We start from the raw sequence: 25140 nt of genomic DNA, 5'->3' as shown, positions 1-25140 counted from the left end.
TATTGGATTAAGATTTAACATAATCGATAATCGACATTATATCACGATTGTTGAACTGGATCGTGAATCCCAGATTGCTATGATTTTTGGAATGAATAGGTCAAGTGACCGCGGGAAAAGGGTAATGAAAGGAGAGAGAGCATAACGTTAATCCAATGGAAAGGCTGGGATCTCTAATGAAAGCAATTGTGATTGAGGAATTTGGTGGAGCGGAACAATTGAAGGAACAAGAAGTAGCCAAGCCAGCGTGTGGAGTCAATCAGGTGCTGATCCGAACACATGCCACGTCGGTTAATCCGGTGGATTTCAAAATCAGACAAGGTTATATGAAAGAAGCAGCGGAGAATTTTCCCTTGATTCTGGGCGGCGATGTTGCGGGTACTGTGGCTGAAGCAGGCTCGAATGTCACGCGGTTCAGAGAAGGAGATCGGGTATTTGCACGTCCGCGTCAATTCGGAACCTATGCAGAATATGTTGCCGTTGATGCAGACATTATTGCCCGTATACCGGAGAAATTAAGCTTTGAGGAAGCAGCAGCTATCCCGCTGGCTGCGATGACGGCTTGGCAGGCCCTAGTGGATCATGGACGTTTAGCCAAAGGGCAGAAGGTACTCATCCATGCTGGTGCAGGTGGTGTGGGAACGTATGCCATTCAGATCGCCAAGTCCCTCGGCGCTGAAGTGGCTTCCACGGCAAGTGAATCAAACGAAGCGTTGCTTCGTTCGTTGGGTGTGGATCATTTTATCAACTATAAAAAAGAAGATTTCTCGGAGATTCTCTCCGGTTATGATGTTGTACTGGACACCATGGGCGGTGATATTCAGCGCGACAGCTTCAAGGTGTTGAAGTCCGGCGGGCATCTGGTATCCTTGGTGGTACAACCGGATGAGAAACTTGCCAAGGAAGCTGGAGTAACGGCCAATGTCTTCATGATGGAGCCCAAAGGGGATCAACTGGATCAGTTGGCTGAACTGGCTGCGGAAGGCAAGCTCAAATCGGTTATTGATGGAACGCACCCGCTAACTCAACAGGGAGTAAGGGAAGCACATGAGAAGAGTGAAACCCATCATACCCGCGGGAAACTGGTTATTCAGGTGCAATAGAATTCATTAACTCGTAGAAGTATTTGGACTCATGAGTCTGATATAGATTGTACCAGGCCTGTAAGGTTTCTGGTGCAAAGACATTCAACAGCTTCAACACATGCATCGTAAATTCTAACGGAGCTATTCCAGATGCAGTAACTAGATTTCCATCGGTTACTGCAGGCTCCGTTACATAATAGGTTTCTCCAGTATAATCTGGGCATATCATCTTCAAGTAATCTAAATCATTGCTTGTGTGCTGTATGGAGTCCAGTAACCCCCTCTTTGCTAGTCCAACCGTGGCACCACAAATTGCCGCAATAACCGTACCTTTTTCTATAGCATCAGTCACTTTTTTTAATAAAGGATCATGGATGGTGTCCATCCAGGTATTTCCTCCAGGAAGAATGATGACATCGTTACCTTTCAATGTACATTCATCAATAGAAATATGGGGGAGGATGTTCAATCCGCCCATGGTAGTTACCGGATGTTTATCCACGCCTACGGTTACGACCTGTAAAGGCTTGATCTCTTTCCTGAAATACCTTCCCGAGTTCAATTCAGCAGTTAGATATCCTACCTCCCAGTCTGACATCGTATCAAATACATATAGATATACGTTCTTCGTTTGCATCATGCATGCTCCTTTTGTTTTCATGATTGAATGGATTACTCTTGTATTATAAATAAACTTCACTGACAACTACGGTCAGTGAAGTTTTAAAATTTGAAATTTATAGCCCTAAGAACCAATATAGGGACTGCTCCCCAATTGCAGTGGAATAAGATATAATAGGAGAAATTTATTCCATTTTGTGCATGAGGTGATAAGGATGTCCAACGAACTCATTCAAGCCATTCAATTGTTAAAAGAAAAGAAATGGGTAGATCTGACCCATACGTTTGGACCGGACTCTCCGCATTTTTCAGCTTTTGAGGCAGCACAATTCGATACCCTGTTTGATCACGATCAAGGTTTCTTTGCCCAGAGCTTCAAGTTCCCGGGTCAATACGGGACACATCTTGATGCGCCGATCCACTTCGTTCGGGATACCCGGTATCTGGATGAGTTGGGCTTGAAGGAGCTTGTGCTCCCGCTTGTGGTCATTGACCAGTCTGCCGAAGTAGAGAACAATCCGGATTTCACACTGGATGTGGAGCATATTCTTGAATTTGAAAGAGAGCATGGCGTGATTGAAGCTGGAAGCTTTGTAGCCTTACGTACCGATTGGAGCAAACGCTGGCCTAACCATGAAGCATTTGATAACAAGGATGATGAGGGCAACAGTCATGCACCCGGATGGTCGGTTAGTGCGCTCATGTTTTTATTTGAGGAGAGAAAAGTACAAGCCATTGGGCATGAAACCTTTGACACGGATTCAGCGGTGGATTATCAGAAGAATGGAGCACTTCTGGCAGAATATTATGTACTTGCCCAGGATACATACCAGGTCGAGCTGTTAACAAACCTGGATCAGGTGCCGGCTAAAGGCGCTGTTATTTTCAATATTGTACCCAAAGCGGAGAAAGCATCTGGCTTTCCAGTCCGGTCTTTTGCCATTTTGCCGTAAAACTAGCTAGATCAAAAGCTGAAATAGATAAATCAGGCACAGAACTCAGAATACTCAAGTAGACAGCCGGCTAAATAGTCGGCTGTTTTTCAGTTAAGATAACTGGCAGGTTAGCGTAGCCGTACAAGAAAAATTAGCATTATGGGAGAAGGAGTAGCAGTATATTTCTGGAATATATTATTATTGGGAATTACTGAGATGGGGTGTGTATAAGATGGACAAGCATTACGAAAACCTTCTGTTAGCTTTTGAAGAAGCAGAAAAGGCTAGAGATGAAGGTACTTTTCCTATCGGTGCAATTATTGTTGATGCAGATGGTTCAGTTGTAAGCCGAGGTAGGAACAGAGTTTTTTCAAGCTGTGATTCTACAGCTCACGCCGAAGTGGACGCTATAAGAAAAGCCGGAAATGTGATACTTCATCTTGAGAGCAAGAAATTTATTCCAAAGAACGAACTTACCTTATATACTACCTGTGAGCCTTGTCCCATGTGCACAGGTACAATCGTGTTGTCTTTGATTAAAAAAGTGGTTTGGGCTGCAAATGATAGGGATATAGGTGCATTTAAAAAATTCAAGGAATTAAATAGCGAATTACCTATTTATAATGATCTGTTCCACGACATCGTGTTTGTTGCAGCCCCTTACAGAGATTTAGAGTTGAGACAAAGAAAAATGTTAGCAGAATGGAACAACAGCCGTGGGTATAGCGATAATCATTGGAATGATGAATTAGTAAATGAAACTGTTCAATAATAAATGAAACTTTGCATCTGATGTATTAAGCTAACGGGAAACGTTAGTTCTATAATACAAAGAAGCAGCTGATCAATGTGATCACCTGCTATTGTTCAACTAAGAGTCAGGTTAGTTCAGGAAAAATCCAAGAACAGTTTGCCACCACGGCAGTTTGTTACATCTTGCTGAGGAATCGAAGCTTTACCAGATCTCTCATTGTTGTACTTAAATTTCTAGACAAAATAGAGCATTTCTAAACAAGAAGGTGTTTAACGGTTCTTTTATACTGTAGGAGAAAGGAGATGAGAGATCCTGGAGATGCTTAAGCTGCTTAGTCAATCCATTGATTATGTGGAGCAACATCTGCACTTGCCGATTGAGATTGAGGACATTGCTAGGTCAGCAATGAGTTCAAAATATCATTTTCAGCGAATGTTTCATGCAGTAACCGGTGTTACCGTGACTCAGTACGTGAGGAATAGGCGACTAACGCTTGCGGCGCAGGAGTTAGCGGGAACGGATTGTAGAGTCATTGATGTAGCGCTTAAGTACGGTTATGACAGTCCGGCGGCATTTACGAAAGCTTTTCGGCGGATGCATGGGGTAACACCTCTTGCGGCTAAGAAAATGAATGTGAAACTTAAAGCATTTCCTCGAATTTCCTTTCAAATTCAGATTAAAGGGGAAACCGAGATGAATTATCGAATCGTGGAGGAAATGGAATCAACAGTATTTGGTAAGAACGTTACTATCCATAAGGATGCCTATGAGGAGATACCCGTGTTTGTGGAGGTAATTTGGAGGAATGGTATTCATGATCAGATTAACGAGTTGGTAGGGAGACCAGCGGGATCACTGCTGTACGGTTATCATTTCGACTTTGACGAGGATGGGTCAAAGTGCTATTTGTTGGGAGCGGAACTGCCGGAAGGAAAACAGGTTCCAGATGAATTTACCGTCCTTAATGTTCCTAGTCAAACTTATGCGGTATTCGATAGTCGTGAGACGATTCCGAACGATGTAGAAATCGGATTGGGTATTCAAAATATCTGGAAACGCATCTACACGGAATGGTTCCCCTCGGTGAGTTTTGAACAAGTTGAAGGGCCATGTATAGAGAAGTATTACTGGGTTGATGACACGCATAAAGATTCAATCTGTGAGGTATGGATTCCGGTTCGTAAAAAGTAGAGACGGTTTTTTCCAGTTATTGGTCACCATTAGGTGGCCATTTTTTAATTAATACAATCAATGTCAAGTGTTTGAAGGAATTTGATGAACGATAAGAGTAAAGTAATTATTATAATTAGCTCCAATATTTCTTTATTAAACTAACGGGAAACGTTAACTCAATAAAACTAAGAAAGCAGCCGACCATTGTGATTGGATGCTTTTGTTCAACTAGCGGGCAGGTTAGTGTAACAAGGTAATTAGATTGGTCGAACTGGGCGGTTTTGTACAGTGTGAAGAAGTGATCAGCTAGTGGAGTTGGCAATGAGTTCAAGCTCGGTTACAACTTCATCAAGCGGCTTCCTGGTGTCGATCTCAACAGTAGCTCCAGCACGTAAGAGCGGTTCAACACTAGCGACGTTTTGTATAATTTCTTCATGTTGTTCAACAGTTTTTCCATAATCGTTCGTCTTACGGGAAGCTATACGTTCAAGGATTACTTCGAGGGGAGCACTTAACAACACTATTGCATCAAACATCGGGTAAAACTTCCCCTGATTAGATACACAACCCGAAATGAATAAAGTACCTTCTCTATGTTCAGTGAGCATCTCATCAATTCGATTCTCGTTCCATAACCACCCAGAACCATCCACATTCTCACTCCAACCATCATAATCGGTATCGATAATTCTATGACCCCTATGAGCAAGTTCGCCTAGAACCGTTGATTTACCTGTACCCGACATTCCTGTCACCAGAATTATCACCTTCTTTATTGATATTGAGTCCGAAGTATTTGTCATATTTTCACTCCCTTTATAAGAAAGTCCCTTGGACTAGATTAACACATAAAGGCAATAAACTGGAAACAGGTAAGTAGGCTTATCAGGACCCAAGTCTAGCTAGGATTTGATTTATTAGAAGCATAAATGTGTGCTTTGGCAAACTTATGGATTGAGTCACAACTAACGAAGCCTATATGATTGAAATATGTAAATAGCAAGGGAGGCGTATTCCGCCTCCTTTTTATGTTGTTACTTTTGATCCGAGTGAGGATCTTGATTAAATCTTTGAGAGATTTTTTTCTCTGTTTTCTTACGCCGTATCCAGCGCTTGAGTATGCCTTCTTCTTTGCGTTCTTGCAGTGTTTCCTTCAAACCTTGAATCATAAATTCCGATCTTCGTCTGTCATCCCGACTAATCTCGCGTAATTCCTTAATAAATTTGTCGTCCATATCTGCCTCTCGCTTATTCAGGATAATCCTATTATACCGAACGTACGTTCTTTTATCAAGTTTTTCCATTACGTATGATTTTCGAGATCAATATAGTGAAAAGAAGCACAGGAACAATGCGCGGCATGTGTGAGAATGGTATTAGAGGGTTTAAGCATAATCCTCCATATATGAAGTTGAGAAACGAGAGAACGGAAGGAGCAATTCATGATAAAGCAGCGTATAGGCAGATCGTGGTTACTCATTTTGATGCATGGAATGCTGGGGATTGGGGCGATTGTTGGAGGCGTCATTTTAATCATAGACCCATCTGGAAGTATGGTGAATTTGCCCGCATCTTTATTAGAGAATTCTCCGTTTGCCAGTTTTTTGTACCCGGGGATCATCCTATTGCTGGTACTTGGCGTGATGCCTACAATGATTGCTATTTCGCTCATCCGCTACGTTCATTGGGGGCTGGGTGAGAGACTGAATCTCTATCCTGACCGCTATTGGGCTTGGACTTTTTCGTTGTATACGGGGTTTGCTCTCATCATCTGGATTATGGCGCAGGTGTATTGGATTCAGGATGTTTCTATCATTCACTTGGTCTATTTTGCATGGGGAGTGGGTATTCAAGTTGTAACCTTATTGCCTGCTGTACAGCGAACCTATTCAAAATAAACTGCTTGTATATTGAACAAACGGCTGCCGAAAGAATCGTTGAATGATTCTGTCGGCAGCTATTTTTATGGGCATCGAGATGATATATGTTGTTTTAGTCATGTTGTCCACTTGTATCTTGGACTGAAAAGGAGTCGGATAAATCTAAATCATATTGACAAAGAACTATTATCCTCGCATACTTACGATATAAACTTTATAAAGTGTATTTATTAAATAGAGAAATAATCACAGGTGATGAGTATCGCAAAATCATAATCCGTATGAAACAGGGAGGTAAGTATGGATGGTATACGTTATTATGGCAGTTATAATTTGGGCAGGTACCTATGCCAGTATGGTCTTGTCAAAGCAACCAATTGAAGTGAAACCTGTGAAGTCAATGGATGATTTGTTTGAGTGAACAAAGAAGCTCTGCCGATTTCGATCCATTGCCAGCACGATGGAACTCATGTGTTCGAATAAGGCATTATGTTATGATATGGTGTGAAATAACATCCATACCATTGCTTTGGCTCAATTGAACCAAAGTAGAAACGAGAGGGTTATGAAAAAAGCCAACGCTACAATGATGAAATACATCAATTTGAATAATGTGCGTGAAGTCATGCAGCAGATTGAGACGGCGACCAAACCGCAATTAGCTTCACTAACCAATCTTAGTGTTGTTACCATTAATGCGCTGATTCAGGAATTATGTGATGGCGGAGAGTTGTTCCAGGATAAAGTGGTTCCCTCTAACGGTGGTCGTCCTGCTCAGGCTTATCGATATAATTATAACTTCAAGCTTGCTTTGGTTCTTTACATCAAAGAGATGAAAGGCCAGGAGTTGATTTCGGCAACGGTCATGAATCTGGAGAATAAGGTTGTGCTGAAGGAAGAGAGCATCTTGCCTGCTTTTGATAAACAGCATGTGCTGCAACTTATCGCGCGTTTCGTTGCGGAGTACCCCGCCATTGATATGATCGGCATCGGTATTCCGGGGCAAGCCGTGGATGGGGATATCACGGTGAGCAGTCATGAAGAGCTTATCCATTCACATCTGATACGGGAGATCGAGAGCGAGTTCCAACTGAACGTTCTCGTGGAGAATGATGTTAATGCAGCGATTAGCGGATACTGTACACAGCATGCGGATATGAAGGAACAGAGTGTAGCAGGAATTTATTTTCCGAACCGATACCCGCCGGGTATGGGCATGATGTTGAATGGACAGATGATCCGGGGGAAAAACGGGATGTTTGGTGAGATCAAGTATCTTCCATATTCACCTGATTGGAAACGCGACATGAGCAAAGATGATTTTGTGGTGCAGGTATGTCATATTCTGCAAACGATTAATGCCGTCGTTGCCCCGCACCAGATTGTCATTTATCAGGAACGTGTGGAGAGAGAAGAACTGGATTTGGCGTGGCAAAAGTACGGGGAGGATCATCCCATGCCGTCGTTGCCGGAGATTGTACATCAGGACTCGTTCCAACATGATTTTGATGCTGGGTTACGAGGAATGGTTCTTCAGGCGTTGAAATCAAGCATTCTATCAGAAGCTTTATAACCCCGCAGATCATGTCAGTGACTTTTATTTTATAAGCGAACTCGTGTTGAGGAGGATTCATCATGCGTGAAGAAGAGAGAATCATGAAGGGCATATTGTTTAGTCCAAGCGATCCGGAATTAAAGACCATCAAAAGGCGGGCCCATAATCTCAGTCAGCGTTACAGTCAGACCTTTGAGGAACAGACGGAGGAAAGGGATCAGATATTGCAACAGCTACTGGGGCAGATCGGTGAAGGTGGATTCCTGCAAGGCCCCATCTTCTTTCATTATGGTGTGCATACCCGGATAGGCGATCACTTCTTCGGTAATTACAATCTGACGATACAAGACGATGCGCAAGTGACGATCGGGGACTATACCAGTTTTGGACCCAACGTTACGATTGTCACTCCTGTTCACCCCATGATTGCCCGTGAGCGGAGACAGATGGTGGATCAGAACGGTGATGTGAAGTCGCTATGTTATGCCAAACCGGTCACGATTGGAAACGATGTATGGATCTCGGCGAACGTCACGGTGTGCGGAGGCGTAACCATTGGAGATGGATGTGTCATTGGAGCAGGGAGTGTCGTGACTCGTGATATTCCACCGCATTCATTTGCAGCAGGCGTACCGTGCAGAGTTATTCGCAAAATCACAGAAGCGGACAGCATGCGAAATTACCCCGATGTTCTGGCAGATTGCCGTGTGCTGGAAGAATAAAAAGGCTGTCACGAGGATCAGTAGATGATCCAGTGACAGCCTTTTTAGTATACGTTTATTTGGAGGCGTTATAGTTGCTCAAGAATTCTTTTACTTTTGCAGGATCAGCTTTCAATTCATTCCCGGTCGGAACGAGCGGGCTTACTGTGGAGTATGCTTTGAGTTTGTTATTCTTGTAGAAACTCAAAATCTCATCCTGATTAATGGAGTACAGTACGGCTTTTCTCAAATCACTGCTCTTGGCCACATCACGGTTAGCCGTGTTGAACAAGAGATAAGAAACGGCGTTGCTTGGAATGCTTTGCAGATGCAATTTGCTGTCATTTTTGATGATGTCATACTTGGTTTCAGGCACACCATAGTATAAATGAATTTCACTGCTGCGTAGAGCAGAGAGGGCGCTGTCTGCATCCGCGATGAACCGGACATTGACCTGAGCAATTTTCGGTGCATATTCAGTGCCTTTGCGGTATCCCGGATTTTGCAAGAATACAGCTTCATAGTCATTTTTATAAGATAAAATATAAGGTCCGCTAGTATACAGGGTGTTATTGTATGATGCGCCTTCAGTCACCGTGTTCTGATCACCGTAAGGAATATCTTTGTTGACGTCAAAGGAAGCTACATCATAGGTGTTGATGCTCTCCACCTGTTTTTTGGACACGATCCCGGCTGATTGGTGAGCCAGGTAGTTCAGTACTTGTGGGAAAGGTTCAGTTGTTGTCAATTTAACGACCTGATATTTACCTGCGCTATTATCTGCTTTGGTTTTGTCAGTTACGAGTTCTGTAATTTTGCTGCCCAGTCCTTGTTCTAATGCTTCGAGGATGGTGCCGTTACCACTGGATTGTTTAATGGATTGCAATGCACTCAGATCCGTTACAACTTCAGCTTCTTTGATGTGTTCATGCAGACTGTATGTCCGGTGATCTGGAACGGAATCTTTGTTTTTCGCACGATCCAGGGAGAAGATGACATCATCTGCACCCACACGTTCGCCTGTATCTACCGCTTTTTTGTTATCAATCTTCGCAAAGTTGATGTCGTCTCTGAGAATGAAGTAATAGTCCGAATTACCTTCAGCAATGCTGAAATTATGGGACAGTGATCCTTCTGCTGTCAGCTGATCGTCATCCGTCAGGTTAACGAGACGTACATACATATTGGTGTTCAACTGGTTGATGGAACCGTCGTTTCCTTTGATTGGATCAAGGGAAGTCAGTACGGATGCGCTTTGCGTCAGAATCAACGGATCTTTGGCATTTTTGGAGCTGTCCTTGAACTCAATCGGTTCCCAAGCCATCGCGCGGGATTTGGAGAGACGAACGGTATCGACATTCAGAATGTCTTTGTTCACAGCCTGACTTTTCAGGGAAATATATAGAGGAGCGATATAAGCCTGATCCGTTACCAAGCGATCTTCCAATTGTTTGTACGTATCTTTGTATTCGTCTGGTGTTTGGGTAGCTGCCTGATCGATGAGCTTATCAATCTCCCCATCTGCGAGGATACTGTAATCTCCACCTGTTTTGAAAAGAGAACGTACGGCATAATCGGGATTTCCCGTTACCGTTGTCCAGCTGGACAAGGCAATGTCATAATTCCCTGCATCCTGCTGGGATTTGAAGCTGCCGTAATCCGGTTGCAGGTTCAGCTTCACATTGAAGCCGTTTTTGGTCAGCTGGTCGCGGATAATATTCACGTCATTTTCCGAAGAACTCATGGCAAGCAGTTCAATGTCTGCCGGTTTTTGTGCAGTTTCTGTTGTGTCTGATGGTGCGGTCTCCGCCTGTGATTCGGTTTTCGTTTTTACACTGCAGCCGGAAATCACAATGACGAGAATTAATAACAATGAGATCAGTGTACGTTTTTTCATGGGATTACCCTCCATATCTTGAATGTGTGATGTGTGATTTTATTTTTCTATATCATTCATTTCAACGAATCGTTTAGGCCTTTTCCAGCTTGGGATCGAGCGCATCACGCAGACCATCACCGAGAAAGTTAAAAGAAAGAACCAGCAGAATAATAGCCAAGCCTGGATAAATCGCCAGATAAGAGTGAGTTTCCAGGTATGTACTGCCCAGCTTCAGAATGTTACCCCATTCCGGAATATGCGGCTCCACGCCGAGTCCCAGATAACTCAAACTGCTGGTAGCGATAACAGCTCCACCAATCGTGAGTGTAGACTTGATGATCATGGGCGCAAGGGAGTTGGGAATAATGTGTTTGAAAATAATCGTACGATTGTTGTACCCCAGTGCACGTGCAGCTTCCACAAATTCAAAAGTAGATACATAGAGTACACTGGCTCTCATGGTACGGGCGTACGTTGGGATGGAACCCAGACTCAGCGCCAGAATGAGATTGACCGTATTCGCTCCGAACGCTGCAATAATGGCAATGGCGAGCAGAATTCCCGGAATGGCATAGAGAATATCAAGCAGCCGCATGATGATGTTATCCGTATGCCTGCCGTAGAAGCCGGAGAGCGCTCCGAGGATTCCACCAATCAATACAGGAATGATTGTCGACATGCAGCCTACGATCAAGGAGATCCGGGCACCGAATACAATCCGGGAAAATAAACATCGTCCGAAGTCATCCGTTCCCAAGGGATACGCGAGGGAAGGGGATTGAAGCAGAGCCGAATAGTTATTTTCCACAGCCATGCTGTAGTCAAAGGTAAAGAAGCTGCAGATCGATATCGAGAACAGAAAAATGATAAAAAACAAACCGGACATTGCAGTCATATTCGGAGCAAGGCGCTCCCACAGATCGTTCCAGAAGTTTGATTTTTGTTTCCCCTGTCTGCGAATGCGTCCAATAATGGAAATGCCGAGCAATAGTGCGAATACATTACCTGTGATCGAGGTCAGAATCAGTACCACACTGACACCGATCATCCAACGAGGGAGGGTAGTGGTCGCGTTATATCGGGATACGATAATCAGAACGACCAAGTCGATGACCAGAATAAAGATCAGCACCGCCATGGATGGCAGAAAGTTGTCAGCCACATAAGGTTTGAAGATATTTAACGCGGATACACCGATTACGAACAGCTGGGTTAACAGCATGTACACCGCAAAGGTATACTCCACGTTCCTGGATTTTCGAATCAGATGAAAGGCTGCCGTTACGATAAATATATTGCCTGAAATGATAGCAAGTAGCTGAACCCAGGCTAACCTGCGAGTCAGAGCAGAGACTGTACCGGTACGGATCAGGTCTTTTCGAATCCGAATGGTGATGACACTTTGGACCAGTGTGAAGAATAAGTAGATGCCAAGGATCGTTAGCAGAAATGGTTTGAACGTCCGCTCGCTCCAGTCATAACTGTTGAACAGCAACAATGCAGTCAAGAGAAGGGACGTAACCCAGGCAAAGCTGGCCTGACTGTATTCTCGAGAAGACTTAAGCCGAAAACGCATTTCTTGTGTTAAAGACGAGTTTGTCATAGTACACCTGCTTTAATATTGTTTCATCTTGGAGCGCACTCTTGGATCAATAAAAGCATACAGCAGATCAACCGCTACATTAATAATGGAGATCGTTATGGCTGTGTAGATTACTCCGCCCATGATACTCGGAATATCGGGGATGAATTGTTTATCCACAATGTAGCTGCCGAGACCGCTGATATTAAACACTTTCTCCGTTACTGCTGCTCCGCCCAACATGGCTCCGAATTGAAGTCCAACTACCGTCACGATCGGGATCAATGCATTACGTACAGCATGTTTCAGCATGACTTGGCGTTCGCTTAATCCCTTGGCACGGGCGGTCATGACATAGTCCTCATGAATGACTTCCAGTGTAGAAGAACGGGTCATCCGCGCCACCGCAGCTGTGAGTCCCGTACCCAGCACAATGGTTGGCATAATGATCGACAGCCAGTTCTGCGGGTTAAAGGTGGCGGGAAGCCACTGCATTTTGATCGAGAAGTTCAGAATGAAAATAAGTCCTTGCCAGAAATTCGGGATCGATAATCCAATCAGAGCAATAAACATGAAGGTGTAGTCGAACCACGAATTAGGCTTAATTGCTGAGATAATGCCAATGGGTAATGCAATGACAAGTGCTAACAGCAGGGAAATGACCGCAAGCGTCAAGGTAATGGGAAACTTCCTTGCAATCGTGGCTGTTACGTCTTCATTTCCTGCAAAAGATTTGCCAAGATCGAAGAAGGCGATGCCCTTGATATTGTTCCAGAGCTGTGTAAGATAAGGCTGATCCAAGCCATACACCTGATTGAATGCGGCAATCTGTTCCTGCGTTGCTGTCTCTCCCAGAATGTTAGCTGCCGGGTTGAACGGAGACAGATACAAAATTGTAAATACGAGTGTAGCTACGCCCAGAATGACAAATACCGTCATCAGTATTCTTTCAAATATGTACTTTAGATAAGGATTACCATACAAAAACAGGATGCTATACATGAGACAGCCTGGAATAATGGATATCGCCAAAAACCATGGTTTGTCGATCAGTGAGTGGAACGTATCGGCCATTGTAAGACGTTGATTTCCTTGTTCCTGAAGTATACGGGATGTCCGCTCCTTCAATTCTGTCTGAACACTTTCCTCCACCCATTCCTCGGTCTGACGTTTGAATTCTCCCTCACTCACCTGCTGCTGGAAAAAACGATGTTTGCGGCGCAGTTGTTCTTCCACTTCCAACTTCAGCCTGTTCCGGTAGGAAGAAGCGAGCAGTTCTTGCTCAGCCGCCTGTCTGGCAACTACCCAACCGTCATTTTTTCGATGTGAACGCCATATTAGAAACACGACCAGATTGATCGGTAATCCAAGAATGAACAAAACATATCGGTAGGAAGGATGAAGCAGCATTTTGCCATAAATAAAGCTTAAATTGTGTACCAACCGTGAGATTCTACTGCCTTCTGCAAAATTCAAACCAAGCGTACCTCCTTTCATTCAGGTTTAAATTGCATTATTCCGATTGATATAGTATATATTATTTAGGGTCTAAACAATTGTCAAGGTAATAATTGTATACATATGGGTATGTGAAAAAACGGATGAGAGCTGGTGATAACATGGAACCTTTACTGAAAGTTAATGATTTATCTGTCTCTTTTCACTCCGGAGAGAGTGAGTTTCAGGCAGTGCGAGAAGTAAGTTTTGAAGTACGAAAAGGTGAGACGCTAGGCATTGTAGGAGAATCGGGAAGTGGAAAGAGTGTTACCGCACGTTCCATTATGAGGCTGCTTGCCTCCCCACCTTCTCAGATGAAGAATGGAGAGATTCTATTTAAGGGTGTCGACCTGGCCAATAAAACGCAGAAAGAGATGGAGAGCATCCGTGGACGTGATATTGGAATGATCTTTCAGGACCCGATGAGTTCTCTTAATCCGACAATTAAAGTGGGGAAACAGATCTCCGAGAGTCTGATCAAACACCAGAAGGTGTCCAAGAGGGAAGCCAAGAAACAGGCGATTGCCATGATGGAGCGGGTGGGGATAACTCGCAGCGAAATACGCTACAACCAGTATCCGCACGAATTCTCTGGAGGCATGCGTCAGCGTGTCATGATCGGTATTGCGCTCGCTTGTCGTCCTGAATTGCTCATTGCGGATGAGCCAACGACCGCTCTGGACGTTACGATTCAGGCACAGATTCTTCATTTGATGAAAGATATGCAGGATCAACTGGGCACATCGATTATCCTGATCACGCATGATTTGGGCGTAGTAGCAGGCATGTGTGATCGGGTTGTTGTTATGAAAGAAGGACAGATTGTGGAGACCGGGACGACGGCAGAGATTTTTGCTAATCCCAAACATCCCTATACGATCAGGCTTCTGAATGCATTACCACGTCTGGATCAGAAGAAAAAGCCAAAACCGGTATCCCTGGTCCCGAGAGATCTGGAAGACGATCAGCCATTGCTTGAGGTGAAGTCGCTCAAACAACATTTTAATCTGGGTAAAGGCAACACCTTAAAGGCTGTGAATGATATCAGTTTCCATATTCGGCAAGGAGAGACACTCGGCGTTGTAGGAGAATCCGGTAGTGGTAAATCGACCACGGGGCGTGCCATTCTGAGATTGCATGAGCCAACAGGCGGGGATGTGCTGTTTAAGGGAGTTCCTCTTAATCGTCTGTCCGCTTCGGAGATGAAAACGATGCGCAGACATATGCAGATTATTTTCCAGGACCCCTATGCATCTCTGAATCCCAAAATGAGAATTATGGATATCATTGGAGAAGCGCTTGATATCCATCAGCTTGCAGGTAATGCCGCTCAGCGGGAGAAGCGGGTGGAGGAACTGCTGGAGATGGTAGGTCTTGATCCTACCCATGCGCAGCGTTATCCACATGAATTCTCGGGTGGACAGAGACAGCGGATCGGTATAGCGCGAGCTCTGGCTGTGGAGCCGGAATTCATCGTATGTGACGAACCATTGTCTGCACTGGATGTATCGATACAGGCTCAGATCGTACAATTGCTTGAAGAGTTGCAGCAGCGACTCGGATTGACGTATCTCTTCATCGCACATGACTTGTCCATGGTTAAACATATCAGTGATCGAGTGGCTGTGATGTATAACGGGAAAATTGTGGAGCTTGCAGAGAGTGAAGAACTGTATTCCAACCCGCAACATGACTATACCAAGGCATTGCTGTCAGCTATTCCTGTGCCTGATCCGGCGGTAGAAGCGAAGAAAAAGAGACATGTTGTAAAAGAAACACCTGTTGAAGTAGAAGACCGTTATAATCTGGAACATTCCAAGTGGGTAGAAGTTACGGAAGGACACTGGGTGGCCATATCAAGCTAAAGTGATGTACTCATTTTTAGCTAAAAAGAACCCCGACAATGATCTCTATAGATCGTTGTCGGGGTTGTGTTAGATGTGCTTGATATTATTAATATGATGGCAATATTCAAAAGCGATTATTTGAATTGAACGGATTTCTTGATGGTATCAATTTCAGCTTTGGTTGCATCATCCATGTAAGTGAAGATGAAGTTGAAAGCATATCCTTCAATAATCGTGCTGTAGTAGTCCTGAGTAATCGTTGAACCGTCACCTGCATCCATCGTAATTTGCATCAGATCCATCTCTTTACCGCCGATGGTTTCCGTTGTCATTTCTTTATAATCATAAGGGAACTGGCTATCCATCATGAATTTTTTGGTTGCTTCCAGGTAGTCTTTACCTGTACGAATGCCTTGCAACAAGCTTACTTTCTCAGCAATGGCCATAGCGGAAGGACCAACTTGACCTCCGTCCAGTGGATACTGTGAAGCCATAAGCAGATTCAATGTTTTGGTTTGAGACAGTTCAATTTGTTTTTTCTTCGTTTCATCATCACCAGCAATCGCTTCGGATGATGCGCTTGTCAGTTCATTCATACCTGCAGCATCCTGGAACTCCCAAGCTTCCGGGAATTTCAAAGATACGCCGAAATAGTCGTTGGTGTAAGAGCCTTTTTGCGTAGTTCCCAGCTCAACGTCTTGGGAATTATCGGTTTCCTTGGACTCTTCGCTTGCTGGTTCTGTGTTCTCTGTTTCTTCTGTATTCGCTGTCTCAGAATCAGTGCCAGTCGTTGTTTCTGTCGCGGCAGGCTCTTTTGTTGCGGCTGTGTTATCTGCCTTGTCACCGCAAGCGGCTATAACCAGCATAATCATAATGAGCATGGCGAATAAAGAAGTCTTCTTTGGAATTGTCATATTACCCTCCTGAAATGTGTGTGTTTTCTCTCTCTACATCTTGCTTGTTTCTTAAATTGTAGCACAAACGTTCCCATTTACTACCTATAGGAATCTATAGGGGTCCTTTATAAATAAGACAATCGGCTGGCAATTGAAACAGCTTCCGTGCTGGATTGCACACCTAATTTGTTGAAAATCACTTTTTTATGATGATTCACAGTGCATTCCTTGATTTTCAATTTCAAAGCAATAGCTTTCACAGTGAACCCTTTCGCGATCATTTCCAGAATGGTTAACTGACGCTCTGTGAACTCCACCGCTGGTTTGTCACAAGGTTCAGTAGTCTGCTGATTCTGGTAACTGTTCTGCATATATGCAGGAATCAGCTTGGCAATAGCAATTAGCTCGCCCTGCATATCCGCGTTAATGGTGGACACATCCAGATAACCGAAAGGCTGCGATCCCATGGACAGAGGGGCAGCGTAGCAATGCCAACTTTGAAAATAGGGGCTTTCATGCTGCTCGGGCAACAGAAGCACAGGTTCATTGTTGTCCATCGTTACAGAAATGGCGTTTACTCCACAGCTCTGTGCGGTGAAGATCATGCCCGGACGAATGGGTGAACCTTCTACGACAGTTTCCAGATCTGGACTATAATCCATGGAGAGAAGCACACCGTCCATATCTGTGAGTAGAAAAAGATAAGTGCCCGTTAAATTCTCTTTAATATCCGAGAGGCTGTTCTGGAATGCATGAATCAGGAAATGATTGATTTTGCGAAGCCTGTCCAGTTGAGATTTTGGTAAATAGTCGAACGGAGCCGTTTCTGTTACGTGCTTGCAAATGGCGGACTCCTTGTGCCGTGAGGCAAGTGTAATGGCAGGCATGTTTGATTCCTCCTTCCTGCACAGTCGCTAGTAAGCGTAGGATCTGATTGAATCTGAGGTGCGTCATCCAATCGTTTTGATGACTTGCCCTTCCTGGTTTTTAATTTCTGTTTTAACAATCTGAACGAGCATATGATCCAGTGAAGTTATCTCGAATGTTCCTTCAATGGGTTGAAGGTTTTCTGCCAGCTCCTCAACAATTTGTTCGTTCACCGTCAGGGTAACTTGTCTATCCAATTCCAATACTGCAGGATGTTCTCCGGCTTCGAACAGAATAGTAGTATCAGGTCCGATCAAGGATAGAGAGGCACCTTTTGAAATTCGGCTACGAAGGATGGTGCCGACCAATACAGCCTGTTTGGCTCCAAGCTGGAGTTTGCCCGGAACGGTCTTTATCAGCATTTTTTTACGCGGGGACTCCCAGGCCAGTTGTTGTATGAATAAAAACGCTGTACTTGATCCGTCCTGTTCCATTCCATGCTTAACCGCTTGTACAACAGAAGGAATATCTGCGTACGAATTTCTCATCAGATCGGTCACGTATTTGGGCATGAAATTGGAGCAGGCCGAGAGGAAGCCGCGCGCATTCCACGTTTGAATCATTTCCAGCTCCCGACCTGTAATACCAACCATCTGAATAAACTGCACTGAACCGTTAGGTGTAGTGATCGCCGGTAGATCCGGGTCTTCAATAAATGAGAGAGCAGTCAACAAAGTATCGGACTCCAGACAGATGGGGCCATTGGCGTCCATGTAATCTCCTGGCTGAAAGATATTTCCGCTAGTGAACACGTAACGTCCTACATTTTGAAGCAGATTCAGCGCCCAGGCTGGCGGATCAGTCTCTCCTTCACTGCGTGTAAGACGAAATGTGAGTTCAAAACCATACCCGCTTTTGGATGCATCCTGCATCTCTTTTTCATATAATTCAGAGAAACCATATGTGACAAAATGCCAGTGGGGCATGGGTGTATTCACTGCATAAACACTGATCCCATCGAGTGGGTCCGGACCTCCGAGCATGTAAGGAATGGATGTTCCATAATGGTGCGGCTCCTGTTCACCGTATAGCTCACCGATGGCTTTATCAATCGCATCCCAACCTGATGTGTTTTCTTCATAAGTCATTTGTTGAATCCTCCTGTACTAGTCTTTCCCCCGAAAAACATTTAAAATTAAGTCTACCTGTTACAGAAACGGATTCAAGCGGCTTAAGGATGAATTATGTCAGATAGGACTTCGGTGTTATTAATTGCAATCCAGGGAGTGAATTTACATGAGTATGAAAGATATGTATTTCAGAGAGTTTAATCAGGCAAGCTGGGACTCATTTTCCGAACTGTTTGAAGAACTTGAACAGAAGGTGGATCCCGCGTGGGCAGAACGTGCACAACGACAAGGTATTCCGGCGGACATAAGTCGGGTACTTTTGTGTGAAATGGGAGAGTACACTTTTGAATGGATCATGAAAGATATCCCGGCTTTAGGGGACCAAAGTCCTGCTACGTACCTGGAAACTGAGGAGGGAGCGCAGGCATTAAGGGCAGCCATTTTGCATATGCCGCGTTAATTTTTCTTATGGAGTGTATGTGCGAATGGAGTGTATGTGCGAACGATCCTATGATCCAGTGAAGTTGATTTTGCAAAATAGATATGTTACGCTTACATTACAAGAGCAAACACAACAGAATACGCAATAACATCTTTTGATGGATTGTAACTGTGAAGACAGGCAAAACCTAAACTGATGGTGAAATGAAGGCCCCTTTTTTTGGTGCTATTTTACCTTGAGTTTAGGTTTTTCTTGTTTTCTGCTCTACATCACACCATTTTTACCTGGAAAAACCAAAATAAATTTCGAAAAGAGGTTGTTGTTTATGACCACGGCAAAAAAAGGATTCCCCGAAAACTTCCTATGGGGTGGCGCTACAGCTGCCAATCAATTGGAGGGTGCATTCGATAAGGACGGCAAAGGCCTCTCCACAGCGGACATGATTGCTCATGTTCCGAAAGAGAAGCGTACAGGCGGACATGCCATGGAAATTTCCTCTTCCCGAATTGAAGAGATTCTCTCTGGCAAAATTGAAGAACGTTTCCCAAAACGTTTTGGTATTGATTTCTACCATCACTTTAAAGAAGATATTGCATTGTTCGCTGAGATGGGCTTCAAAGTATTCCGCTTGTCCATTCACTGGGCACGTATTTTCCCGAACGGTTATGATCAAGAGCCGAATGAAGCAGGTTTGAAATTCTACGATGAAGTATTCGACGAATTGTTGAAATACGGTATCGAACCGCTCGTTACATTGTCTCACTACGAGACTCCGCTTGGCTTGACGCAAAAATACAATGGATGGGCTGGTCGTGAAGTAATTCAGCACTATGTGAGATATGCAGAAACGGTGTTCAACCGTTATAAAAATAAAGTGAAATACTGGCTGACGTTTAATGAGATTAACGTAATGTTGTTCAGCCCGTACACTGGTGGCGGCATTCTGATCGATAAAGTGGACAACAAGTTGCAAACGACGTATCAAGCTCTTCATCATCAGTTTGTAGCAAGTGCCATGGTAACGAAGCTTGCACACGAAATTATCCCTGGTTCCCAAGTCGGCTGTATGCTTGCTCGTATGGAAACTTATGCAGCAACATGTAATCCGGTAGATGTTCGTCTGGCTCAGCACGAGAATCAGATTAACCTCTTCTTCACAGACATGCATGCTCGTGGTAAGTACCCGAACTACATGGCTCGTTATTTTGAAGAAAACAACATTGTCATCCAAAAAGAAGCTGGCGATGATGAAATCCTGCTAAACAATACGGTTGATTTCATCTCCTTCAGTTATTATATGTCCGTAACCAAATCGGCATCTGCCAGCGAGGAAGAAACCACAGGTAACCTGACTGGTGGTGTGAAGAACCCTTATCTGGAAGCGTCCGACTGGGGCTGGGAGATCGATCCGATCGGTCTGCGCGTAACGCTGAACAACTTCTGGGATCGTTATCAGAAACCATTGTTCATCGTAGAAAATGGCCTGGGAGCGTATGACCGTGTTGAAGAAGATGGTTCAATCCATGACTCCTATCGTGTGGATTATCTGAAGAAACACATCGAACAAATGAAAGAAGCCATCAAAGACGGTGTGGATCTGATTGGATTCACAGCATGGGGCCCGATTGACCTTGTAAGTATGTCCACTTCCGAAATGTCCAAACGTTATGGTTTCATCTACGTGGATCTGGATGACGAAGGTAACGGAACACTGAAACGTTCCAAAAAAGATTCATTCGACTGGTACAAAAACGTAATCTCCAGCAATGGTGAGCAGCTGTAATTTTTCGCTCCGAGCGAAACCTTATGGAGTATATGAGTTAGATTGCTACATTTGAAATAAACATCAGAAATAATGTAATGACATTCTTAGGATTGTTACCGTATACGAGCGGGCAAAACCTGACTTAAAAAGTGTGATATGAGCTTCCGCTTCATACAACCCTTTTGGTTGGCGCTTGTCCGCTTTTTGCTTTTAGATCATGCATCATATGAGCTGGGAGGCGTTCTTTTGAAAAAGTGGAATCACAATGTTAAGCATGTTTCCTGCATGCTGGCACTAACTTTAAGTCTGAGTGTAATCTGGCCTGGGACAACGGGGGCGGAAAGTGCACAAGTGACGCAGATTCAGGCAAATACATTTGTTGGGGATCCGGGAGAGATGGTCGAGTCCTTCGATATTACGGTTGCAGACGCAGAAAAATACAAAAATTTGCAGGCATCTGACTTCGATATTACAGGCAATTATGACGGTTATCCATTAGATGCTAAAGGCGAAGTTGTGCAAGACAATTACGAAGATGATGGAATCACGTTGTCCATGAAGGATAATACAATTCATATGGCTGTGAAACCTTTCAAATATCCTGGAGGTCTAAAATCGGAATTTGCTGTAACCAGCAAAACGTATCCAGAGCTATCTTTTGATAAAACAAGTGTAAGTCAAGTGAAAGCGCGTACCGTGGATGAGTTTGAAAAAGCCGAATTTACAGCTAGCAATGGTGTAACGCTATCCTATAACCTGAAGCGTAGTCCTTCCAAGGAAGCGAAACCGCTCATGGTATGGCTTCACGGCGGTGGTGAAGTTGGAAACGATGGACGCAATCATCTGACGGCGAATCGCGGTGCAGTAGTCTGGACGGAATCGGGGTATGATACTTCTGTGCTCGCGGTGCAATATCCTGAGAATTACAGCTTTAAAATTTACAACAATGCAGAGCAGTTGCCGATCATGCAGGCCTATTTTGAGGCACAGGTCGAATTGATTCAAAAGCTTGTTGCTGAAGGCGAAGTAGATCCTGACCGGATCTATCTGTCTGGTGTATCTAGTGGCGGTGGAGGTGCATTCCGTTTCCTGATGCAGTATCCTGACTTATTTGCTGGAGCTATCATCGTTGCTGCCAAAGATACCGTTGCCGATTATACGGGTTCCGTTGAGGCATTCAAGCAAGAATTGAAAGGCATTGTGGATGTACCGATGTGGATTATGCATGCGCAAAATGACCCAACGACAGATAGTCGTACGAGCTCACTTGCATATCAAGCATTGACTGAAATGGGAGCCAAGCAGGTACATCTAACGTTATACGATGATGCATTCATGGATAGCCAGAGGTTCTACGGAGGTTTGAAACACTGGTCATGGGTGCCTGCTTTTAACAATAAAGAGGTTATCGCCAGTCTGTTCAACCTTCACAAAGGCACGAATGAAGAGCAAAGCACGGGTTCATCTGAACAGACTGTACAACTCTCTGAACCTGTAACGCGCGCACAGATCGCTGTGATACTAGCAGATGTTTTACAGCTTTCGGAAGCAACAGAGGAGTATCCTTATGTGGACAGTGCTCCTGACTGGGCTGCTCAAGCCATTGCGAACGTCACCAAGGCAGGACTAATGAAAGGCATCGGCAATCAGATGTTTGCTCCAGAGAGTGAAGTAACACGTGCGCAGATGGCAGTTATTGTAGACCAGATCCTGACTAATAAGGATTGGAAGCCTGCTGCAGATTCGGTGGAGCTGGTGTTTGGCGATGTTGACAGTAAGCATTGGGCATATGCAGCGATTCAGAATAGCGCCCATGCAGGTGTAATGACGGGTGTAAGCAAAGGAAAGTTTGATGCGGTGCAGACCGTAACAGGCTCACAGGTTGAGCTAATCATGGAACGTTTAGAACAAGTGGGGACAAAATAAAGATCTAAATGGATAGATAATAAATTCTATATATTCAATGTTGAGAGGATGAATGCAAATGACTACACCATTTCCGAAGGATTTCCTATGGGGCGGCGCTGTAGCAGCCAACCAGCTTGAAGGAGCTTATAATACAGATGGCAAGGGCCTGTCTGTTCAAGACGTAATGCCACACGGGATTACAACGCCCAGAACGGAAGCACCTACAGAAGATAACCTGAAACTGATCGGAATTGACTTTTATAACCGTTACAAAGAAGATGTTAAACTGTTTGCTGAAATGGGCTTCAAAGTGTTCCGTACATCTATCGCGTGGTCCCGTATCTTCCCTAAAGGTGATGAACTGGAGCCAAACGAGAAAGGTCTGCAATTCTATGATGACCTGTTCGATGAGTGCCATAAGTACGGTATTGAACCACTCGTAACCATCTCTCACTATGAGACACCGCTGCATTTGTCCAAAACATATGATGGCTGGGTTAATCGTAAAATGATCGAGTTCTATGAGCGCTATGTAACGGTGTTGTTCAACCGCTTCAAAGGCAAAGTGAAATACTGGCTGACGTTTAATGAAATCAACTCCATTCTGGAGGAGCCATTCATGAGCGGCGGGATCTATACACCAAAAGCAGAACTGTCCAAACAGGATCTGTACCAAGCAATCCATCATGAATTGGTAGCCAGCGCGTTAGCAGTGAAACTGGGACATGAAATTATGCCTGAAGCCAAAATCGGTTGTATGGTACTGAGCATGCCTACGTATCCGTTGACTCCGAATCCAGATGATGTGGTTGCAGCGATGCATGCGGAACAGCGTAATGATATCTTTGCTGATATCCATGCACGTGGTTACTATCCGAAATACATTAATCGTTATTTCAAAGCAAATAATATCAATATCAAGTTTGAAGACGGCGATGCTGAAATTCTGAAGCATACCGTAGACTTTATCTCGTTCAGTTATTATGTAAGTATCTGTGAGACAGGTGATCCCCAGAAGCGTATCGAAGGAAAAGGAAACCTGTTCGCAGGGGTACAAAACCCTTATCTCCAAGCGAGCGAGTGGGGCTGGCAGATCGATCCGCAAGGACTGCGCGTAACCTTGAACAAATACTGGGACCGTTATCAAAAACCATTGTTTATTGTCGAAAATGGTCTGGGTGCAGTAGATGAGCTGATTACCGACGAAAATGGCAATAAAACGGTCAATGATGATTACCGTATTCAGTACTTGAATGACCACTTGGTACAAGTGGGTGAAGCTCTTGAGGATGGCGTGGAAGTGATGGGTTATACGTCATGGGGCTGTATTGACCTGGTGAGTGCTTCAACAGCAGAGATGAAGAAACGATATGGTTTCATCTATGTAGACCGCAACAACGACGGTTCGGGAACATTGGATCGTTACAAGAAAAAATCATTCCACTGGTACAAAGAAGTTATTGGTACAAATGGCGCAAGTCTTAAACGTAACAATAAGTAAATACTAGTTCTTCAGGCATAGTTGTTATGCACCTTCTTATGTCATATTAACGCACATTAACCGCTTTCACAAAAACATTGTCATATGGATAATTATATGGTAAGATGGGCCTAAGGCTAATGAATACTGGATTGTTACTGTTCAATCAGGCAAAACCAGAAGCGGGGCATATTTCGTGACCTGCTTTGGTTTTGCCTTTTACTACTTTGACGGTGCAAGGTGATGTGAAGAAATGAAAATTGAGAAGGTGCTGAACAACAACGTAGTCACCGTAATTGATCCGGGAGGAAACGAACTGGTCGTTATGGGACGTGGAATTGCCTTCAAAAAGCATACTGGTGAATCGATAGACGAGAGTCTCGTCGAAAAAATATTCTCGCTTGAAAGTAAGGAAGTATCACAGAAACTTAAAACACTTCTGTCTGATATCCCGGTTGAATATGTCGAGTGCTCGGATGAGATTATCCGTTATGCCGAGACGGTGCTAGGTGAGAAGCTGCATGAAAGCATCTACATTTCACTGACGGATCATATTCATTTTGCCATTGATCGACATCGTCAAGGATTGCAGATCCGTAACGCATTGTTCTGGGAGATCAAGCGCATGTACCGGAAGGAATATGCCATTGGACTCAAGGCGCTACAGATTATTGAGGAAACGTTAGGGGTCCTGCTACCCGAAGACGAATGCGCATTCATTGCAATGCATCTGGTTAATGCCCAGATGAACGGTGAGATGAGGGAAACGATCAGTATTACGAACATTGTTAAGGACATACTTAACATCGTAAGACGTAGCTTTGTGATTGAACTTGATGAAGATTCATTGAGTTATTATCGATTTTTAACTCATCTGAAGTTCTTTGCCCAACGTGTGTTGCAAGGAACGGCGATTGAAGATAAAGAAGAAGATAATCCGCTTCATGACTTGGTGAGCAAGCAGTATCCGGAAGCACATGCATGTGCAGTAAGGATCAGTGACTATACGCGTAAGATTTATAATCGGGTGTTGTCCAAGGAAGAAATACTGTATCTGACCATTCATATTGAACGAGTTGTCAGAAATGAACAAACAATTGAATAAAGTTGGGATTGTTACTGCTAAAAAGGCAAAACCTAAAC

The 25140-nt window shown here is 44.1% G+C and carries 22 protein-coding genes; 13 read left to right on the top strand and 9 right to left on the bottom strand.

Annotated elements, in window-relative coordinates:
• Nucleotides 1-176: 176 nt before the first annotated feature.
• Nucleotides 177-1103, top strand: coding sequence for an NADP-dependent oxidoreductase (locus tag MKY87_RS07825; RefSeq protein WP_339789829.1), 927 nt, complete (start codon nt 177-179; stop codon nt 1101-1103).
• Here MKY87_RS07825 and MKY87_RS07820 read toward each other — a convergent pair.
• Nucleotides 1087-1722, bottom strand: a complete 636-nt coding sequence (locus MKY87_RS07820; protein ID WP_339790525.1) for a type 1 glutamine amidotransferase family protein — start codon at nt 1720-1722, stop codon at nt 1087-1089. The two genes, MKY87_RS07825 and MKY87_RS07820, sit on opposite strands and share 17 nt — an antisense overlap.
• Nucleotides 1723-1921: 199 nt before the next feature.
• Between MKY87_RS07820 and MKY87_RS07815 the strand changes: the two genes are divergently transcribed.
• The 3 genes from MKY87_RS07815 (at nt 1922) to MKY87_RS07805 (ending at nt 4586) form a co-directional block, all read left to right on the top strand.
• Complete coding sequence (locus MKY87_RS07815; RefSeq protein ID WP_340963731.1) at nt 1922-2659, top strand: cyclase family protein; 738 nt, start codon at nt 1922-1924, stop codon at nt 2657-2659.
• A 214-nt stretch (nt 2660-2873) separates the two neighbouring features.
• A complete protein-coding gene (locus MKY87_RS07810; RefSeq protein ID WP_340963728.1) occupies nt 2874-3413 on the top strand; it encodes a nucleoside deaminase in 540 nt (179 codons plus the stop codon).
• A 300-nt stretch (nt 3414-3713) separates the two neighbouring features.
• Nucleotides 3714-4586, top strand: coding sequence for an AraC family transcriptional regulator (locus MKY87_RS07805; protein WP_340963727.1), 873 nt, complete (start codon nt 3714-3716; stop codon nt 4584-4586).
• A 284-nt stretch (nt 4587-4870) separates the two neighbouring features.
• Here the strand turns inward: MKY87_RS07805 and MKY87_RS07800 are convergent, their stop codons facing one another.
• Both MKY87_RS07800 and MKY87_RS07795 read right to left on the bottom strand, forming a co-directional pair.
• Nucleotides 4871-5371 carry an AAA family ATPase gene (locus tag MKY87_RS07800; RefSeq protein WP_340963725.1) on the bottom strand — a complete coding sequence of 167 codons (501 nt, stop codon included), beginning with the start codon at nt 5369-5371 and terminating at the stop codon, nt 4871-4873.
• Nucleotides 5372-5602: 231 nt separating this feature from the next.
• Nucleotides 5603-5803: a hypothetical protein gene (locus MKY87_RS07795; protein ID WP_026080945.1), complete on the bottom strand. Its 201-nt coding sequence runs from the start codon at nt 5801-5803 to the stop codon at nt 5603-5605.
• 207 nt (nt 5804-6010) lie between these two features.
• On the opposite strand from MKY87_RS07795, the gene MKY87_RS07790 reads away from it, so the two are divergent.
• The 3 genes from MKY87_RS07790 (at nt 6011) to MKY87_RS07780 (ending at nt 8725) form a co-directional block, all read left to right on the top strand.
• Entirely contained in the window at nt 6011-6466 is a 456-nt protein-coding gene (locus MKY87_RS07790; RefSeq protein ID WP_340963722.1) for a hypothetical protein, read from the top strand.
• Between the two features lie 568 nt (nt 6467-7034).
• Nucleotides 7035-8021: an ROK family protein gene (locus MKY87_RS07785; RefSeq protein WP_340963721.1), complete on the top strand. Its 987-nt coding sequence runs from the start codon at nt 7035-7037 to the stop codon at nt 8019-8021.
• A gap of 62 nt (nt 8022-8083) precedes the next feature.
• Complete coding sequence (locus MKY87_RS07780) at nt 8084-8725, top strand: sugar O-acetyltransferase (protein ID WP_340963719.1); 642 nt, start codon at nt 8084-8086, stop codon at nt 8723-8725.
• A 55-nt stretch (nt 8726-8780) separates the two neighbouring features.
• Here the strand turns inward: MKY87_RS07780 and MKY87_RS07775 are convergent, their stop codons facing one another.
• The 3 genes from MKY87_RS07775 to MKY87_RS07765 form a co-directional block, all read right to left on the bottom strand.
• Nucleotides 8781-10601: an ABC transporter substrate-binding protein gene (locus tag MKY87_RS07775; RefSeq protein WP_340963717.1), complete on the bottom strand. Its 1821-nt coding sequence runs from the start codon at nt 10599-10601 to the stop codon at nt 8781-8783.
• A 73-nt stretch (nt 10602-10674) separates the two neighbouring features.
• Nucleotides 10675-12186, bottom strand: a complete 1512-nt coding sequence (locus MKY87_RS07770) for an ABC transporter permease (protein WP_253439690.1) — start codon at nt 12184-12186, stop codon at nt 10675-10677.
• A 12-nt stretch (nt 12187-12198) separates the two neighbouring features.
• The gene (locus MKY87_RS07765) at nt 12199-13641 is read right to left on the bottom strand and encodes an ABC transporter permease (RefSeq protein ID WP_445669413.1); all 1443 of its coding nucleotides are present in this window, start codon (nt 13639-13641) and stop codon (nt 12199-12201) included.
• A gap of 143 nt (nt 13642-13784) precedes the next feature.
• On the opposite strand from MKY87_RS07765, the gene MKY87_RS07760 reads away from it, so the two are divergent.
• Nucleotides 13785-15527, top strand: a complete 1743-nt coding sequence (locus MKY87_RS07760; RefSeq protein WP_340963713.1) for an ABC transporter ATP-binding protein — start codon at nt 13785-13787, stop codon at nt 15525-15527.
• Nucleotides 15528-15643: 116 nt separating this feature from the next.
• On the opposite strand, the gene MKY87_RS07755 is transcribed toward MKY87_RS07760, so the two are convergent.
• From MKY87_RS07755 to MKY87_RS07745, 3 genes are all read right to left on the bottom strand, one after another.
• Nucleotides 15644-16423 (bottom strand): hypothetical protein, encoded by a 780-nt coding sequence (locus MKY87_RS07755; RefSeq protein WP_340963712.1) that lies wholly within the window; start codon nt 16421-16423, stop codon nt 15644-15646.
• Nucleotides 16424-16530: 107 nt separating this feature from the next.
• A complete protein-coding gene (locus tag MKY87_RS07750) occupies nt 16531-17292 on the bottom strand; it encodes a LuxR C-terminal-related transcriptional regulator (RefSeq protein WP_340963709.1) in 762 nt (253 codons plus the stop codon).
• 63 nt (nt 17293-17355) lie between these two features.
• Nucleotides 17356-18420 carry a suppressor of fused domain protein gene (locus MKY87_RS07745; RefSeq protein ID WP_340963707.1) on the bottom strand — a complete coding sequence of 355 codons (1065 nt, stop codon included), beginning with the start codon at nt 18418-18420 and terminating at the stop codon, nt 17356-17358.
• A gap of 148 nt (nt 18421-18568) precedes the next feature.
• On the opposite strand from MKY87_RS07745, the gene MKY87_RS07740 reads away from it, so the two are divergent.
• From MKY87_RS07740 to licT, 5 genes are all read left to right on the top strand, one after another.
• Nucleotides 18569-18862: a hypothetical protein gene (locus MKY87_RS07740; protein ID WP_340963701.1), complete on the top strand. Its 294-nt coding sequence runs from the start codon at nt 18569-18571 to the stop codon at nt 18860-18862.
• A gap of 307 nt (nt 18863-19169) precedes the next feature.
• Nucleotides 19170-20627, top strand: a complete 1458-nt coding sequence (locus tag MKY87_RS07735; protein ID WP_253439678.1) for a glycoside hydrolase family 1 protein — start codon at nt 19170-19172, stop codon at nt 20625-20627.
• Between the two features lie 228 nt (nt 20628-20855).
• Nucleotides 20856-22535: an S-layer homology domain-containing protein gene (locus MKY87_RS07730; RefSeq protein WP_340963697.1), complete on the top strand. Its 1680-nt coding sequence runs from the start codon at nt 20856-20858 to the stop codon at nt 22533-22535.
• 52 nt (nt 22536-22587) lie between these two features.
• Complete coding sequence (locus tag MKY87_RS07725) at nt 22588-24018, top strand: glycoside hydrolase family 1 protein (protein ID WP_340963694.1); 1431 nt, start codon at nt 22588-22590, stop codon at nt 24016-24018.
• A 232-nt stretch (nt 24019-24250) separates the two neighbouring features.
• The gene (gene licT, locus MKY87_RS07720; protein WP_036668684.1) at nt 24251-25102 is read left to right on the top strand and encodes a BglG family transcription antiterminator LicT; all 852 of its coding nucleotides are present in this window, start codon (nt 24251-24253) and stop codon (nt 25100-25102) included.
• Nucleotides 25103-25140: the final 38 nt, after the last annotated feature.

The sequence above is a fragment of the Paenibacillus sp. FSL R7-0198 genome, assembly GCF_038000415.1.
Taxonomy (GTDB): Bacteria; Bacillota; Bacilli; order Paenibacillales; family Paenibacillaceae; genus Paenibacillus.
This window is presented reverse-complemented; position numbering and strand designations above follow the sequence as displayed.